Source organism: Ruegeria sp. Alg231-54, from assembly GCF_900143525.1.
In the GTDB taxonomy this organism is placed as follows: Bacteria; Pseudomonadota; Alphaproteobacteria; order Rhodobacterales; family Rhodobacteraceae; genus Ruegeria.
In genome coordinates this window covers 146892-162530 of record NZ_FREZ01000003.1, presented here as the reverse complement: position 1 = coordinate 162530, position 15639 = coordinate 146892, and the positions used below count along the sequence as shown (strand labels likewise).

General features: G+C 56.7%; 14 protein-coding genes. 10 read left to right on the top strand and 4 right to left on the bottom strand.

All coding sequences use genetic code 11. The features are described 5' to 3' along the window. Positions 1-105: 105 nt before the first annotated feature. Positions 106-1164 carry an ABC transporter ATP-binding protein gene (locus DHN12_RS07610; protein WP_108859653.1) on the bottom strand — a complete coding sequence of 353 codons (1059 nt, stop codon included), beginning with the start codon at positions 1162-1164 and terminating at the stop codon, positions 106-108. Next, complete coding sequence (locus tag DHN12_RS07605; protein WP_108859652.1) at positions 1161-1967, bottom strand: IclR family transcriptional regulator; 807 nt, start codon at positions 1965-1967, stop codon at positions 1161-1163. The genes DHN12_RS07610 and DHN12_RS07605 overlap by 4 nt, the downstream gene beginning before the upstream one ends. A 149-nt stretch (positions 1968-2116) precedes the next feature. On the opposite strand from DHN12_RS07605, the gene DHN12_RS07600 reads away from it, so the two are divergent. From DHN12_RS07600 to DHN12_RS07555, 10 genes are all read left to right on the top strand, one after another. Next, positions 2117-3376: an ABC transporter substrate-binding protein gene (locus tag DHN12_RS07600; protein WP_108859651.1), complete on the top strand. Its 1260-nt coding sequence runs from the start codon at positions 2117-2119 to the stop codon at positions 3374-3376. Positions 3377-3472: 96 nt separating this feature from the next. Then, on the top strand, positions 3473-4396 hold the full coding sequence (locus DHN12_RS07595; RefSeq protein ID WP_058271993.1) for a carbohydrate ABC transporter permease: 924 nt from the start codon (positions 3473-3475) through the stop codon (positions 4394-4396). Between the two features lies 1 nt (position 4397). After that, on the top strand, positions 4398-5246 hold the full coding sequence (locus tag DHN12_RS07590; protein ID WP_058271994.1) for a carbohydrate ABC transporter permease: 849 nt from the start codon (positions 4398-4400) through the stop codon (positions 5244-5246). 22 nt (positions 5247-5268) lie between these two features. Continuing rightward, positions 5269-6609 carry an alpha-glucosidase/alpha-galactosidase gene (locus DHN12_RS07585; RefSeq protein WP_108859650.1) on the top strand — a complete coding sequence of 447 codons (1341 nt, stop codon included), beginning with the start codon at positions 5269-5271 and terminating at the stop codon, positions 6607-6609. 57 nt (positions 6610-6666) lie between these two features. Beyond that, positions 6667-8373, top strand: coding sequence for an IlvD/Edd family dehydratase (locus DHN12_RS07580; RefSeq protein WP_108859649.1), 1707 nt, complete (start codon positions 6667-6669; stop codon positions 8371-8373). Beyond that, on the top strand, positions 8373-9140 hold the full coding sequence (locus DHN12_RS07575; protein WP_108859648.1) for an SDR family NAD(P)-dependent oxidoreductase: 768 nt from the start codon (positions 8373-8375) through the stop codon (positions 9138-9140). The genes DHN12_RS07580 and DHN12_RS07575 overlap by 1 nt, the downstream gene beginning before the upstream one ends. A gap of 4 nt (positions 9141-9144) precedes the next feature. After that, positions 9145-10038 (top strand): 2-dehydro-3-deoxygalactonokinase, encoded by an 894-nt coding sequence (locus tag DHN12_RS07570; protein WP_108859647.1) that lies wholly within the window; start codon positions 9145-9147, stop codon positions 10036-10038. Next, positions 10035-10640, top strand: a complete 606-nt coding sequence (locus DHN12_RS07565) for a 2-dehydro-3-deoxy-6-phosphogalactonate aldolase (protein ID WP_108859646.1) — start codon at positions 10035-10037, stop codon at positions 10638-10640. Before DHN12_RS07570 ends, DHN12_RS07565 begins: the two co-directional genes overlap by 4 nt. Further along, on the top strand, positions 10637-11497 hold the full coding sequence (locus tag DHN12_RS07560; protein ID WP_108859645.1) for an SMP-30/gluconolactonase/LRE family protein: 861 nt from the start codon (positions 10637-10639) through the stop codon (positions 11495-11497). Before DHN12_RS07565 ends, DHN12_RS07560 begins: the two co-directional genes overlap by 4 nt. Further along, positions 11494-13410 carry a beta-galactosidase gene (locus DHN12_RS07555; RefSeq protein WP_108859644.1) on the top strand — a complete coding sequence of 639 codons (1917 nt, stop codon included), beginning with the start codon at positions 11494-11496 and terminating at the stop codon, positions 13408-13410. The genes DHN12_RS07560 and DHN12_RS07555 overlap by 4 nt, the downstream gene beginning before the upstream one ends. A 37-nt stretch (positions 13411-13447) precedes the next feature. On the opposite strand, the gene DHN12_RS07550 is transcribed toward DHN12_RS07555, so the two are convergent. Together DHN12_RS07550 and DHN12_RS07545 are read right to left on the bottom strand one after the other, a co-directional pair. Next, positions 13448-14713 carry an ABC transporter permease gene (locus tag DHN12_RS07550; protein WP_108859643.1) on the bottom strand — a complete coding sequence of 422 codons (1266 nt, stop codon included), beginning with the start codon at positions 14711-14713 and terminating at the stop codon, positions 13448-13450. Continuing rightward, entirely contained in the window at positions 14710-15630 is a 921-nt protein-coding gene (locus tag DHN12_RS07545) for an ABC transporter permease (protein ID WP_108859642.1), read from the bottom strand. The genes DHN12_RS07550 and DHN12_RS07545 overlap by 4 nt, the downstream gene beginning before the upstream one ends. Positions 15631-15639: the final 9 nt, after the last annotated feature.

The following is a 15639-nucleotide window of genomic DNA, read 5'->3' as shown; positions in this document are numbered from 1 at the left end:
ACACGCTTTTGGAATCGCCATAACGGATATTGGATACAAAATCCAGAAAAATTGAAGACGCGCCGGATCAATGGTCGGGCGCGCTCAAATTACAAAATGGATTTTTCAGCGAAGCCTGTGTCCTGTTTCGGGATCAAACAGCATCGCGCGTTCCGGCCGCACTGACAGCCCGATTCGTTCACCTTGTTTGCTGCGCTGATCTTCTCGTTCCTCGACGATCAGCTTATCGCCATTGGGCGTCAGCAGATACGTATAGCTAACACCGCCAAGTGCTTCGGTCAGATCAACCGTGCAGGTATCGCCTGCGCGATCCACTGCGATGTGTTCCGGACGTATGCCAAGGGTCACTTTGTTCATCCCAGCCGGTACGTTTACAGGCACATCCAACGGTTCGCTAAGGGCTGGGTGCGAGACCTTCCCATCGACAATATCGCAGTCAAGGAAGTTCATAGCAGGCGATCCGATGAACCCCGCTACAAACCGATTGTCCGGGTTCCGATACAAGTCCATCGGCGCGCCGACCTGCTCGATCCGGCCATCGCGAAGCACCACGATCTTGTCGGCCATTGTCATCGCTTCGACCTGATCGTGGGTAACATAGATCATGGTCGCGCCAATTTCATTGTGCAGCCGCGCGATCTCGACCCGCATTTCTACGCGCAGTTCCGCATCGAGGTTGGACAGTGGTTCGTCGAACAAAAACACCTCCGGACCCCGCACAATGGCACGCCCGATGGCGACCCGCTGGCGTTGACCACCAGACAGGGCTTTGGGCTTACGCTTGAGGTATTGATCCAACTTGAGGATGTTCGAAGCGTCTTGCACTTTCTTGTTGATCTCGGACTTTTCCACGCCATTCATGCGCAAACCAAAACCCATATTCTCGGCCACGGTCATATGCGGATAAAGGGCATAGGTCTGGAATACCATGGCCACGCCGCGCTTAGCCGGGTCCATATGGGTTACGTCGCGTGCGCCGATATGGACTTGCCCTTCAGTTGTTTCCTCAAGACCCGCGATCATCCGCAGCAAAGTGGATTTGCCACAGCCCGACGGGCCAACGAAGACACAGAACTCTCCATCTTCGATTTCCAGATCAATGCCGTGAATAACCTGCGTCTCGCCATACCGCTTGATCGCCTGGTTCAGAGTCACACCTGTCATGTTGCTTGCATCCTGTCTGTGTCGGCGCTTGGGCGGGTCTCGGGGAACCGCCAGGCCTGTGCTTCGGCTCCAATTTGTTCGGCCACACGGCGAACACGGGGAACCCAGGTTTCCAATTGGTCGAAATTCATCCGCTCGGTCGATCCAGTCACGGAAATCGCCCCCAACATTCGCCCGCCTGAGGTGAGGATTGGACAGGCAATGCAGATAATGCCGGGCTCATGCTCTTCGTCATCGACGGCATAGCCACGGCTGCGGATCAGGTGGAGATCGGCGCGCAACGCCGCCTCGGATGTCAGTGTTTTGTCGGTAAAGCGGTGGTAGCTTTGCTGAGACGCGGCGCGGTCCAGCGCGGCCTCATCCAGAAACGCCATCATGGCTTTACCGACGCCGGTGCAATAGGCCGGGCCGACCTTGCCAGCCTGCGAATACATCTCAATCGGCTGGGCCGCATTGCGTTTATCCACGTACAGCACCTGATTTGAATCAAGCTGTGCCAAATGCACCGTTTCCCCGGTTTCCCGGCTCAATGCATCCAGAAACGGTCGCGCAATCGGCGCGAGCGAGCTTTGTGTCCACGCTGCATGAGCCAGCCGAACCAATCGCAAACCAGGCGTATATGTCTGTCGGTCCGGATCATACGACAGCATTCCCTGATTGGTCAGCGTTTGCAGGAACCGATACAGGGTCGCCTTGGGGAAATTGCTGCTTTCCAACAGCTCTGCGAATCGAACCGGGCGCGCGAACGCAGCCACCTGATCCAGCACATCACATGCTTTTCCTATTGTTCCGTCACCAGCCACGGATGCCTGTTCTCCTCCAATTAACCCATCGCAATCGGCACGAGGGACTTGACAAGACTAACCGAGTTGATGTGTAGTTTTCAATATATAAAACACAGTTTCATTATTTGGAACTGAAAAGTATAAAATGGAAGCTAAGGGAGGAAACCATGCATTCCATGTACAAGCGCACTGCCGCCGCTTTGGCAGCCAGTGTCGCACTTGCCGCACCTGTCGCCGCCGAACTGACCGGCGAGCTGCGAATCTTTCTCGATACCTCCAACCCGGCGCCACGCGCGACGATGGAGGCAATGATCGACCGTTTTGCGGAACAGCATCCGGGACTGGAGATCGAAACCACGGTAATCGACCGCGAGGCGTACAAGACCCAGATCCGCAACTTCCTGACTGCGGATACACCGGACGTGGCAACGTGGTATGCGGCGAACCGCATGAAGCCCTACGTCGAGGCGGGCCTGTTCGAAGATGTATCGGATTTGTGGGCCGAACCTGAGATCGCCGAAAATCTGGCATCGACCAAAGGTGCGATGACCATCGACGGCAAGCAGTGGGGTGTACCCTACACCTACTATCAGTGGGGTGTTTACTATCGCAAAGACATCTTTGACGAACTGGGCCTGACCGAGCCAACGACTTGGGAAGAAGAGCTGGCGAACTGCCAGAAGATCGTCGATTCCGGTCGCGCCTGCTATACGATCGGCACCAAGTTCCTATGGACCGCTGGCGGCTGGTTCGACTACCTGAACATGCGCACCAACGGGTTCGACTTCCACAACCAGCTTGCCAATGGCGAAATCAGTTGGGAAGACGACCGGGTCAAGCAGACCTTCGCCAACTGGAAACAGCTGATCGACATGGGCGCGTTCGTCGACAACCATCAGACGTACAGCTGGCAAGAGGCCCTGCCCTTCATGGTGAACGGCGAAGCCGCCGCGTACCTGATGGGTAACTTTGCTGTTGCTCCGCTGCGCGAAGCGGGACTGACCGACGACCAATTGGACTTCTATCAGTTCGTTTCTATCAACCCGGATGTAGAATTGGCGGAAGATGCGCCAACTGATACCTTCCACATCCCGGCCAACGCATCGAATAAAGAAGCCGCGCGTGAGTTCCTGCGCTTTGCCGTTTCCGCGGATGAGCAAACTCAGATCAACAACGGCGCAAACCTGGGCCAGCTGCCTGTGAACGCTCAGTCGTCCGTCGATGCCGACAAGTTCCTGCAGCAAGGCTTTGAGATGCTGTCCGCCAACAGCCCCGGTGGCGTCGCCCAGTTCTGGGATCGTGACGCACCTGCGGAAATGGCGAAGGTGTCGATGGAAGGGTTCCAGGAATTCATGGTCAAGCCGGACAATGCTGACCGTATCCTTTCCAAACTGGAACGCGCACGTCAGCGTATCTACGAAAACTAAACCGGTCGGGCCGGGCTTTTGACCGGCCTGTACCACTTCGTGCGTAAGGCGGGTGCATACCCGGCTTACTCCTTTGATCCAAAACCGAGTGAGCGCATGTCAGCCGTCGATGTCCCTGAACAAGAAAGCTGGTTCCACAGAAATCAACAGCGCATAGCGCCCTGGCTATTTTTGGCCCCGGGTCTGCTGTTCTTCATGGTCTATGTGATCATTCCAGTGTTCCAATCGTTCAACTTGTCCTTGTACGAATGGGATGGGCTTGGCGCTGCGGAATATGTAGGTTTTCGCAACTACGAAGACCTGTATTGGGAATTGGCCGATCGCGACGCGTTTTACATATCGCTGAAGAACAACCTGATCTGGTTGATCATGTATCTGTTGGCAATCCCCGCGGGCCTGTTCATCGCTCTGTTCCTGAATCAAACCGTCTGGGGCATTCGGCTCTATAAGTCGCTGTTCTTCTTCCCCTTTGTAATCTCTCAGGTCGTGGTTGGACTCGTTTTCACGTGGTTCTATGACCCTACTTTCGGCCTGTTGAACGAATTCCTGGGCTTTTTCGGCTTCGGCCCGCTGAATGTTCTGGGGGATGAGCGTTTCGTCACCTACGGCATCATCTTTGCCGGTCTCTGGCCGCAAACGGCCTATTGCATGATCTTGTATCTCACAGGCCTGAACGCTGTGGATCCTGAACAGATCGAGGCCGGACGTCTGGACGGTGCAAAAGGAGGGCGGATGCTGTGGCACATCATCCTGCCCCAACTACGCCCCGCCACCTTCATTGCTTTCGTTGTCACCATCATTGGCGCGCTTCGGTCTTTCGATCTGATCTCGATCATGACCCAGGGTGGCCCGTTCGGTTCGTCCCGTGTGCTTGCCTATTACATGTTCGAAGTCGCGCTGTCAGAATACGGCTTCCGCATGGGATATGGCGCCGCCATCGCGGTGATCCTGTTCCTGATCATGCTGTGCTTCATCGCCTATTTCCTGTGGTCGATGTACCGCGAAGAAAGGGGGCATTAAGATGTTTCCCAAACCCATCGAAAAACAACCCCGCGGGGCTCAGATCACCTACCAGGCGATGCTGCCCCTGGCACTGCTGCTGTGGCTCGGCCCCCTGCTGGCGGTAGCGCTGTTCTCGGTCAAGCCGGCAGCCGACTTTACCAACGCGAACTACTGGGGGATGCCGTCCAGCTTTGAGGGTGCCTACAACTATGGGCAGGTATTCTTCAACTCGGACATGCCACGCTATTTGCTGAACTCGTTCATGATCACCATTCCAACAGTGATCGGTGCCGTTGCGCTTAGTTGCATGACCGGGTTTGCACTGGGGATCTATAAATTCCGCTCAAACATCTGGATCTTTTTCATGTTTGTTGCCGGCAATTTCGTACCATTTCAGATCCTAATGGTTCCGGTGCGAGATCTGACTCTAGAACTGGGTCTCTACAACACCAAAACCGGCCTCGTCTTGTTCCACATTGCTTTCCAAACGGGCTTTTGCACGTTGTTCATGCGCAACTTTATCCGCGCCCTGCCCTTCGAACTGATCGAGGCGGCTCGCGTTGAAGGCATCAGTGAATGGCGCATTTTTTGGTACGTGGTCCTGCCGCTGATGAAACCGGCGATCGCGGCCCTCAGTGTATTGATTTTTACCTTCATCTGGAACGACTACTTCTGGGCTGTTGTCCTGACCCAGGGTGCGGAAAGCCAACCCGTGACAGCAGGAATAACCAGTTTTAACGCCCAATTTCGGGCGGCCTATCAATTAATGAGTGCCGGCTCTATCGTCGCGGCTCTGCCGCCGGTGGCCATGTTCTTCCTCATGCAGAAACACTTCATCGCGGGCCTGACCCTCGGTGCCGTAAAATAACGTCAAACCAAAGGTTTGCCTCATGACCAAGATCACCTTTATCGGGGCGGGTTCCACGATCTTCATGCAGAATACCGTGGGCGACGCCCTGCTGACCCCTGCACTGGCCGACAGCCATTTTGCGCTGATGGACATCGATCCCGTGCGCCTTGCCGAAAGCGAGGCCGTCGCCCAGGCAATGATCCGCTCTGTCGGAACGGGGGCATCCGTCTCTACCCACACTGACCGGCGCGCAGCGCTTGAGGGCGCCGATTTCGTCATCACCGCCTTCCAGGTCGGCGGCTACAAACCCTGCACGGTGACGGATTTTGAAATCCCCAAACAATACGGCCTGCGCCAGACTATCGCCGACACCCTAGGCGTCGGCGGTATTATGCGCGGCCTGCGCACGGTTCCTGTGTTGTGGGATGTTGTACAAGACATGATGCAGCTCTGCCCAAACGCAACGCTGCTGCAATACGTGAACCCAATGGCGATCAACACATGGGCGCTGGCAGAACGTTTCCCGGCCTTGAAACATGTTGGACTGTGCCATTCGGTACAAAACACCGTCGAAGAATTGGCTCACGATCTGGACCTGCCCAAAGACGAGTTTCGCTACAAGGTGGCAGGCGTGAACCACGTGGCCTTTTTCCTGAGGCTGGAACACGAAGGGCGCGACCTCTATCCGGCCTTGCGGCAGGGATACACCAGTGGGAAAATCCCCAAACCACCGCTTTTGATGCCACGTTGCGCCAACAAGGTGCGGTATGAGGTGATGGAACATCTGGGCTATTTCTGCACGGAAAGTTCAGAACACTTGGCGGAATACGTTCCATGGTTCATCAAAGAAGGCCGCCAGGACCTGATTAAGCAGTTCGGCATCCCGCTGGATGAATACCCAACCCGCTGCAAAGAACAGATCGCCAGTTGGAAAGAACAGGCCAAGACCCTGACCGACGGGCGTGATATTGAAGTGATCCGAAGCCATGAGTTCGCCGCCGACCTAATGAATGCGATCGTGACTGATACGCCCTACGTGGCGTATGGGAACCTGCCCAATACTGGACAGATCCCTCAACTCCCCCTTGGCGCGGCTGTCGAAACACCTTGCCTTGTAGACACTAACGGTGTCCAACCTTCGGTCGTAACAGATATTTCGCCCCAGCTGATCGCGCTGATGCGCAGCCAGATCAACGTGCAGGAACTGACTGTGCGGGCATTGGTTGAGCAGAACCCCGAACACATATATCACGCAGCCATGATGGACCCGCATACCGCCGCCGAACTGGACTTGCGTCAGATCCGCAGCCTTGTGACCGACCTGCTGACCGCTCATGCCGACTGGCTGCCGGACTGGTGCCGCCCGGCCCGCGCTGCCTGATCTTCATCTTTTCACAAATACTCAATTGCAACCGCAGCCAAAAAAGAAACGCCAGAAATGACAAAACGCCGCTCGCAGCATTGGTACGGAAAGCTCGACAAAGACGGCTTCATCCACCGGTCGTGGATGAAAAACCAGGGTTTTCCCGATCACGCGTTCGATGGTCGCCCGATCATCGGTATCTGCAACACCTGGTCGGAACTCACGCCGTGCAACTCGGGCCTGCGTGATCTGGCAGAAGGTGTCAAACGCGGCGTGTGGGAGGCCGGAGGGTTTCCGGTCGAGTTCCCGGTGATGTCACTGGGCGAAACCCAAATGAAGCCAACTGCCATGCTGTTCCGCAACCTGCTGGCGATGGATGTCGAGGAATCCATCCGCGCCTATGGCATCGACGGCGTGGTGCTGCTCGGCGGTTGTGACAAGACTACGCCGGGGCAGCTGATGGGTGCCGCGTCGGTCGATCTGCCCTCGATCGTAGTCAGCTCTGGCCCGATGCTGAATGGGAAGTACCAAGGCAAGGACATTGGATCCGGAACAGATGTCTGGAAGTTTTCCGAGGCCGTTCGTGCCGGCGAAATGACCCTCAAGGATTTCATGAACGCCGAATCCGGCATGTCACGCAGCGCAGGTGTTTGCATGACCATGGGTACGGCGTCCACCATGGCGTCTTTGGTCGAAGCGATGGGTATGTCCCTGCCCACCAACGCCGCCCTGCCCGCCGTTGATGCCCGCCGTATGGCGCTGGCACACCTGACGGGTAAACGGATTGTCGAGATGGTGGACGAAGATCTTAAACCGTCGGACATCCTGACCAAGGAAGCGTTCGAAAATGCCATTCTGGCCAATGCAGCCGTTGGCGGCTCGACCAATGCAGTGGTGCATTTACTCGCGCTGGCAGGCCGCGTGGGCATAGACCTGACGCTGAAAGACTTTGAAATCGGGTCGGAAATCCCGCTGCTGGTGAACTGCATGCCCTCAGGGAAATACCTGATGGAGGATTTCTGCTACGCGGGCGGTGTGCCCGTGGTTCTGAACGAGTTGAAACCCTTCCTGCGCCCCGCAAAAACCGTTCTGAACAAAGATATCTCGGCCCATTTCGAAGGGGCTGAGTGCTTTAACCCCGACGTCATCCGCCCCTTCGACGATCCGGTGAAACCCGCCGCGGGATTGCGCGTGCTGCGCGGGAACCTCGCGCCCAACGGGGCCATTGTGAAACCCTCGGCCGCGACGGATGCACTGCTGGAAACAGAAGCCGAAGCCTACGTTTTTGAAAGCATCGAGGACTTGAAAGCCAATATTGACCGGGATGATCTGCCAGTAACGTCTGAAACCATTCTGGTCCTGAAGGGCTGCGGCCCAAAGGGCTATCCCGGCATGCCCGAGGTCGGCAACATGCCGATCCCGGCCAAACTGGTGAAGGAAGGCGTCCGCGACATGATCCGCATATCCGACGCCCGCATGTCCGGCACCGCCTATGGCACCGTCATCCTGCATGTCAGCCCCGAGGCACAGGCAGGCGGCACGCTGGCACTCGTCAAAACCGGGGACCGTATCCGGGTTTCTGCCAGCAAAGGGGAATTGGAGCTGCTTGTCGCCGATGAGGAGCTGGAAACCCGCCGCGCCGCGTGGCAACCGGATGATCCGCACTACACGCGCGGTTATGCGAAACTTTATGTCGACCACGTGCTGCAAGCCGATCAGGGCGCGGACCTAGACTTCCTCGTCGGCAAAGACACCCGCCTTGTGACCAGAGAGAGCCATTGATGGACCATCCAGCCACTTTTCACGATTTAAACGGCGCCTCGGTCTATATTACCGGCGGCGGCTCTGGCGTAGGGGCCGCCCTGACGGACGGTTTTTTGGCCCAAGGCGCAAACGTTGCCTTTATCGGCCGCTCGGACGCCAGCGCATTCGTTGAGGAGATGCGCGACAAACATGGTCGCGCGCCACTGTTCATGCAGGGCGACATGACGGATACCGAACTGCTGCACGCCACTATGCAAAAGGCTGCCGAGGCACATGGTCCTTTGGATGTGTTGGTCAACAACGCCGCTAACGACAAGCGTCACTCGCTTGAGGAAACCACCGCCGAGTTCTGGGACTGGATGATTGAGGTGAACCTCAAAGCCTATTACTTCGCCTGTCAGGAAGCCGCACGCCAAATGGCTGGCAAAGGCGGTTCAATCGTCAACTTCAGCTCGATCAGCTACATGATGGGGAATGCAGGGTACCCTATTTATACGACGTCAAATGCCGGGATTACCGGGATGACGCGATCTTTGGCACGCGAATTGGGGCCGCAAAAAATTCGTATCAATGCGCTGGCTCCCGGATGGGTTTTGACGCAAAAGCAACTTGATATGTGGGCTACGCCGGATGACCTGGCAGCGCATTTGGAGCGCCAGTGCCTGAAAGAACACCTGACGCCCGAAGACATGATCGCACCGACATTGTTCCTGGCCTCGGATGCCAGCCGCGCGATGACCGGACAGTGCATGGCCGTCGATGGCGGCGTTGTAGTAACGGGGTAATGCCATGAATGCAGAGTGGATAGCCGTCGACTGGGGAACATCCCAACTACGGGCCTGGGCCATGCAGGGCGACACCGTACTGGCGCAAAGGCAGTCTGACCGCGGCATGGCTCGTCTGAACAGAGATGCGTTTGAATCTGCCTTGCTTGACCTGATCGCAGATTGGTTGGGCGCTGAACCAGTCGATGTTGTGGCTTGCGGCATGGTCGGTGCGCGGCAAGGTTGGGTCGAAGCACCCTACTCGGCCGTCCCGTCAGCGCCGCTGCCGGATGCGCCTATACGGGTACCCGGTACCGTTGCCCGGATACGCGCATTCGTGGTGCCTGGTCTCAAACAGAACGCACCGCCGGACGTTATGCGCGGTGAGGAAACTCAAATATCTGGCTTTCTGGCAACCCGCCCGAACTGGGACGGGGTTATCTGCCTGCCCGGGACGCATTCAAAATGGGTTCAGATCAGCGCGGGAGAAGTCGTGAGCTTTCGAACGTTCATGACGGGTGAGATGTTTGAACTGCTCTCCGAGCAATCAGTACTCAAGCATTCGGTCGGTGACGGCTGGGACGCCGACGCCTTCGCAGAAGCTACGGCAGACGCGTTGTCCAAACCCGAACAATTGGCTGCGCGCCTGTTCGGACTGCGAGCGGCGGATTTGTTGCACGATCAGGACAAGGGAACAGCACGAGCCAAGTTATCCGGGCTTTTGATCGGGGCTGAACTGGGCGCAACACGCCCCTACTGGTTGGGGCAGCAGCTGGCAATCATCGGTGCTGAAGGGATGTCCCAAATCTACGCACATGCGCTGCAACTACAGGGCGCTTTCGTGGACACAGCAAACGCAACTCAATGCACATTGGCTGGTCTGGCACAGGCCCGCAAACTAACGAGGCAAACCGCATGAGCCGCCCCATCATCGCCATTTTGCGTGGCTTGCAACCGGCAGAAGCCGTCAATGTGGGCAATGCCCTGATCGAAGCCGGTATCGACAAGATCGAGGTGCCGTTGAATTCGCCTGACCCGCTAAACAGCATTGAATCGTTGGCCAGCTCATTCGGCGATCAAGCATTGATCGGCGCTGGCACGGTTCTGACCCCCGAGCAGGTAAAGGCCGTTTCGGAAGTTGGCGGAAAGCTGATCGTTTCCCCGAATTATGACGCCGAGGTCATTGTGCGTTCTGTCGCGCTTAACATGCAAAGCTGGCCGGGCGTCTATACCCCGACCGAAGCGTTTGCTGCGCTTAAGGCTGGCGCGACGGGATTGAAATTGTTCCCGGGTGTCACCGCCGGACCAAGTGGTTTGGCCGCACTGCGACCTGTATTGCCATCGGGTACTTTGGTCTATGCCGTTGGTGGCGCTGGACCTGAGAACTTCGCCGAATGGATCAAGGCTGGGGCAGACGGGTTCGGCATCGGATCGGCCCTGTTCAAACCGGGGATGTCGGTAGCGGAAATTGCCGGTCAGGCCAAGCGGATCGTCGCTGCCTATGACGAGGCTGCTGGATGAGCTTTGTTTTTGATGATCGCCCTTGTGAGCTTGGCGAAGGACCCCTGTGGCATCCTGAACGCAAGCAACTGTTCTGGTTCGACATCATCAACAAACGATTGATGACGCAGACAGGGGGCGAGCAACACAGCTGGCAGTTTTCGGAACATGTCTCAGCGGCAGGTTGGGTGGACCGGGATACGATAATGATGGCCTCGGAAACCGGTCTGTGGCGGTTTAGTTTGGACAGTGGTCAAAAAGACCTGATCGTCTCGCTTGACGCGGACAACCCGGTCACCCGCTCCAATGACGGACGCGCAGACCCTTGGGGCGGGTTCTGGATCGGGACGATGGGAAAAAACGCCGAACAAGAGGCGGGCGCGATCTATCGGTACTGGCAGGGCGAACTACGCCTGCTTGTGCCCGAGGTCACAATCTCGAACGCGATCTGTTTTGCCCCAGACAAGTCCCGCGTCTATTACACCGATACAGTCACACAACAGGTTAGGCGCTGCTCGCTGGAGCCTGAGACCGGGTGGCCCGAAGGCAATAGCACGGTGTTTCTCGACTTGCGCGCTGATGACCTTTTTCCCGATGGCGCTGTGGTCGACGCAGAAGGCAATATCTGGATCGCCCAATGGGGGGCAAACCGTGTCGCTTGCTATGATCCAAATGGGCAGTTTCGGCATGCCGTCTCGTTTCAAGCTGCACATACATCTTGTCCCGCCTTTGGCGGCGACGATCTGACAACGTTGTTTTGCACCACTGCCCGTCAGGGGTTGGACGCAGACACTGTTGAAACACAAGCAACCAATGGTATGACCTTTGGTGCATTGGACGCTGGCACAGGCCAAGCAGAACACAGAGTCCTTCTATGAAACCAGAACTTGGTGTTTGCTATTACCCGGAACATTGGCCCGAGGCCATTTGGGCCGAAGACGTGGCCCGTATGGTTGAAACTGGCATAAGCTGGGTCCGGATCGGTGAGTTTGCCTGGAGCCGAATGGAGCCGGCTCCAGGCGATCTGCAGTTGGATTGGCTGGACCGTGCAATCGAAACGCTTGGGGCGGCTGGGCTCAAGGTTGTACTGGGGACGCCCACTGCGACACCTCCGCGTTGGATGCTTGAGAAACACCCAGACATGCTGGCAGTGGATGTTCTGGGGAATACACGAAAATTCGGCTCACGTAGGCATTATTGTTTTAGCCATCCGGGTTATGTCCAAGAATCCGTCCGCATTGCCCGGATCATGGGTGAACGCTATGGACGAAACCCGCATATTGCGGCCTGGCAAATCGACAATGAATATGGCTGTCACGATACGACCGTCAGTTACGGCCCCGCCGCTCTGCATGCCTTTCAGCTTTGGCTAAAGGATCAATACGGCAGCATTGAAGCGCTAAACGAGGCATGGGGCAACATATTCTGGGCGATGGAGTATCGCGATTTCGACCAGATTGATCTGCCCAATTTGACAGTGACCGAACCCAACCCGGCACATGTTCTGGCGTTCCGCCGCTTTAGCTCGGATCAGGTCGTTGCGTATAACAAGGCCCAGGTGGATGTGCTGCGCGCTTTGACCGATGCGCCTTTGTTGCACAACTATATGGGCCGAGTGCTGGATTTCGACCATTTCAAGGTTGGCGAAGATTTGGATATCGCCACATGGGACAGCTATCCAATTGGCTTCCTCTCTGACCGGCTTGAGGCGGATGAAGCCCACAAAACTGCCTTTCTTCAGCAGGGCGATCCGGACATGCAGGCTTTTCATCATGACCTGTATCGCGCGGTCGGGCGTGGGCGTTGGTGGGTGATGGAGCAGCAACCCGGTCCGGTGAATTGGGCACCATACAATCCGGCGCCACTACCCGGAATGGTTAAGCTGTGGTCGCTTGAGGCAGTGGCGCACGGGGCAGAGGTCGTCAGCTATTTCCGCTGGCGGCAGGTCCCGTTTGCGCAAGAGCAAATGCATGCGGGGCTGCTGACACCCAACAACCGACCTGCCCCAACTCTGACCGAGGCAAAGCAGACTTCGGACGCATTGTCAGAGATCGGCAACGTTGTGCAGACACAGGCCCAGGTTGCCATCCTGTTCGACTACGCCTCGGATTGGGCTTGGTCGACACAGCCTCAGGGCGCGGGATTTGACTATTTCCGTCTGGTCTTCTCGGCGTATCGCGCCTTGCGGCGGGCGGGCTTGTCTGTGGACTTCGTGTCCTCAACCAACCTTCCGCGTGTTTGCTACAAGTTCATCCTTGCTCCGGGGATTGCCACCGTGAGCGATAATTTGGAGCGTCAATTGGCGGAGACCTGTGATCTGCTCATCATGGGTCCACGCAGCGGGGCGATCACACATGACTTCCAGATTCCGCGGGCGCGACCCGGCCTGAACGGTCTGAAATGCGACGTCGATCTGGTCGAGACCCTGCCGCCCAACATCCGCCGTGGCGTCGATGGCGGCGGCGCAGCGCAACATTGGATCGACAGGGTTTCGGGGGCTGCCCCCAATTTGCTGACATTTGCAGATGGCACCCCTGCGCTTTTGGGTGAAAATCGCCTTTGGTATCTTTCAGGTTTCCCGGATGACATATTGTGGGACCGGGTCGTTGAAATGGCCGCGCGCAAAACCGAGGTTACCCTATATCCGATGCCCAAAGGGCTGCGCCGTCGCGAGACGGCCACGCATGTTTTCCTAATAAATTACAATGCGCAACCGGTCGCATGGAACGGTGACGTCGTCGACGCCTGTGACGTTGCTGTCACGCAGAAAGATGCGCCCGAAGAGGGATAACGTCTCCGGGCGCACGTTTAGGATTTAACTTCGGAACCTACTGGTCAGTCTGCAGGCTGTTGGGATCGAACACGCCCCCGAAGCCACCGTTGTTTGAAGGCGGAGTTTCAGTATCTGAACTCTCCTCCTCGGCGTCCCCACCCAGAGTATTCGGAGCGAAGACATTGCCAAAACCACTGTTGTTGGATGGTTTCGGTGTGGATTGCTGCGCACCACCTTGTTCGGCTTCTTCTGCCTCGCGCTTCTTACGCTGTTCTTCGCGCTGCTTGCGCAGCTCTTGAATGCGTTGTTCCGCTTCCAGGCGTTTCTGCTCTTTCACATTGGCGATGCATTGGCCGGGATTGTAGGCCGTTGCGGTGCCAACGACAGTGATCGTCGCAACCGCAAACACAACCAGTAGGACAGCCGCCATGTTGCCAGCAAATAAGCTGGGCAGCTTAACCTTGCCGGCCAACTCCTCAACTGTGGCGCTCTTGCGGGCTGCGGCCACCAGCTCCTGACGCTTCAGCTTGGCTTCGTTCAACAAGGCAAAGAACACTGTCAGCGCCACGATGATGAAGGCCAGAGCCGAAATGGCGGGCGTGATACCATACCGGACCTTTTGCGCCAGTTCGATCGTCAGCGTCGGGTATTCACCAAAGGTGAAAGTGGTGGTGTTGTAGTTCTCGAACGAAGCGAGGAACGCCAGAACCGCCGCCGACGCAATCGCAGGACGCATGAAGGGCAACAGGATCTTGCGGAAAGCCTGAGCATGCGTTGCACCAAGGTCCAGCGCCGCTTCGGTCAATGCCACATCGTAACGCTGCAGGCGCGCCACCAGAACCAGCATGCAATAGCTTGCAATAAAGGTGGATTGGCCGATTACCGTCAGAAAGATACCGTTGGACAGGAAGCTATCTGCACCCAGTCCCAGCATCCGGTTGATCCGATCCCAGAACACCAAAGTCGAGATGCCCAGAACAACACCTGGGATCAGGATCGGAGCGATGATGATCGTATAGTAGGTCGCCCGCAACTTAGGCCAGATCTGCGTCAGCATCAGCGCCCCGGCCAGACCCATCGCCACCGACAGAACTACCGTTCCGGCGCCAATGATCAGCGAGTTCTTGATGCCGTTCAGAATGCGTTGATCCTGAAACAGCTCGCCGAACCACTGGAAGGTCAGACACTCCCACGGTGTCATCCGTGGGAAAGCCGACGAATTGAAGGCCGTGACCGACATGATCACCAACGGACCCAGCAGGTATAGGAAGAAAATGACCAGATAGACCCAGATGCTTACACGAAGGAAGGAATTATTCATTTCCCGATATCCCCCATGTTCACCTTGAACAGGCGCATCATCGCCAGCACGAACAGAATACAGGTCACCAAAAGAACGATGGCGTAGGCGGCACCCTGCGGCCAGTCATTGTTGTCATTGAACTGCTGGTAAATCAGCTGCGTAAACCACAGGCTGGACGGTCCGCCCAGGATTTGCGGCGCGGCCAGCGCACCAGCGCTTAGCATGAACACCATGGTACAGCCCGAGCTGATGCCCGGTTTGGCGTAAGGAATGACCACACGCCAGTGAATCCGCCACCATGGCGCACCAAGATCGCGCGCGGCCTCGATCTGGTTTTTGTCCAGACTTTCGATCACGTTGTACATCGGGAAGATCATCAGCAGGATGTAGGCATAGCCCAGACCGGCATAGAGCGCGATGTCATTGCGAATAAAGTCAAACGGTGTATCCCAGATGCCCAGCCCCACGAACAGGGTATTCAAAACACCGGTCTCACCAAAGATAATCCGCAAGGCAAATGCACGCAAAATCTCGTTGATCCAGTAAGGGATGATCAGCATGATCGCGAAGATGCGAATGTGGTTGCCCTTGGACTGGCCCAGATAATAGGCAATCGGATAGCAGAGGATCAGGTTGAAGACCGTCACACAGACTGCGGCCAGCAGTGTGCGGAAAAAGACCCTCAGGTCGACTGCATTATAGGACTGACTACCACCTTCAGGGCCATAGATCAGGTACTTGTAGTTCTCCAGCGTATAGACGTCCTTGGGCCCGCCAATCTCGGGCGGTGGCAGGTTCGGACGGAAGGAAAAATCCAGCATCGACAGCTGGGGCAGAATGATCAGGCCAATAGTCCAGAATAGGACAAGACCCAATATTGCGGCGCCCATGCCGATGCCGTTTCGGTTAAAGAATTCTTTCAGGAAGCCTGGCATAGTCGGCCC

What these genes read in the sequence shown, in the direction of transcription:
- DHN12_RS07610 (WP_108859653.1), bottom strand. Translation starts at nt 1,164, where the DNA reads ATGACAGGTGTGACTCTGAACCAGGCGATCAAGCGGTATGGCGAGACG.
- DHN12_RS07575 (WP_108859648.1), top strand. Translation starts at nt 8,373, where the DNA reads ATGGACCATCCAGCCACTTTTCACGATTTAAACGGCGCCTCGGTCTAT.
- DHN12_RS07590 (WP_058271994.1), top strand. Translation starts at nt 4,398, where the DNA reads ATGTTTCCCAAACCCATCGAAAAACAACCCCGCGGGGCTCAGATCACC.
- DHN12_RS07570 (WP_108859647.1), top strand. Translation starts at nt 9,145, where the DNA reads ATGAATGCAGAGTGGATAGCCGTCGACTGGGGAACATCCCAACTACGG.
- DHN12_RS07545 (WP_108859642.1), bottom strand. Translation starts at nt 15,630, where the DNA reads ATGCCAGGCTTCCTGAAAGAATTCTTTAACCGAAACGGCATCGGCATG.
- DHN12_RS07600 (WP_108859651.1), top strand. Translation starts at nt 2,117, where the DNA reads ATGCATTCCATGTACAAGCGCACTGCCGCCGCTTTGGCAGCCAGTGTC.
- DHN12_RS07595 (WP_058271993.1), top strand. Translation starts at nt 3,473, where the DNA reads ATGTCAGCCGTCGATGTCCCTGAACAAGAAAGCTGGTTCCACAGAAAT.
- DHN12_RS07565 (WP_108859646.1), top strand. Translation starts at nt 10,035, where the DNA reads ATGAGCCGCCCCATCATCGCCATTTTGCGTGGCTTGCAACCGGCAGAA.
- DHN12_RS07580 (WP_108859649.1), top strand. Translation starts at nt 6,667, where the DNA reads ATGACAAAACGCCGCTCGCAGCATTGGTACGGAAAGCTCGACAAAGAC.
- DHN12_RS07585 (WP_108859650.1), top strand. Translation starts at nt 5,269, where the DNA reads ATGACCAAGATCACCTTTATCGGGGCGGGTTCCACGATCTTCATGCAG.
- DHN12_RS07560 (WP_108859645.1), top strand. Translation starts at nt 10,637, where the DNA reads ATGAGCTTTGTTTTTGATGATCGCCCTTGTGAGCTTGGCGAAGGACCC.
- DHN12_RS07555 (WP_108859644.1), top strand. Translation starts at nt 11,494, where the DNA reads ATGAAACCAGAACTTGGTGTTTGCTATTACCCGGAACATTGGCCCGAG.
- DHN12_RS07550 (WP_108859643.1), bottom strand. Translation starts at nt 14,713, where the DNA reads ATGAATAATTCCTTCCTTCGTGTAAGCATCTGGGTCTATCTGGTCATT.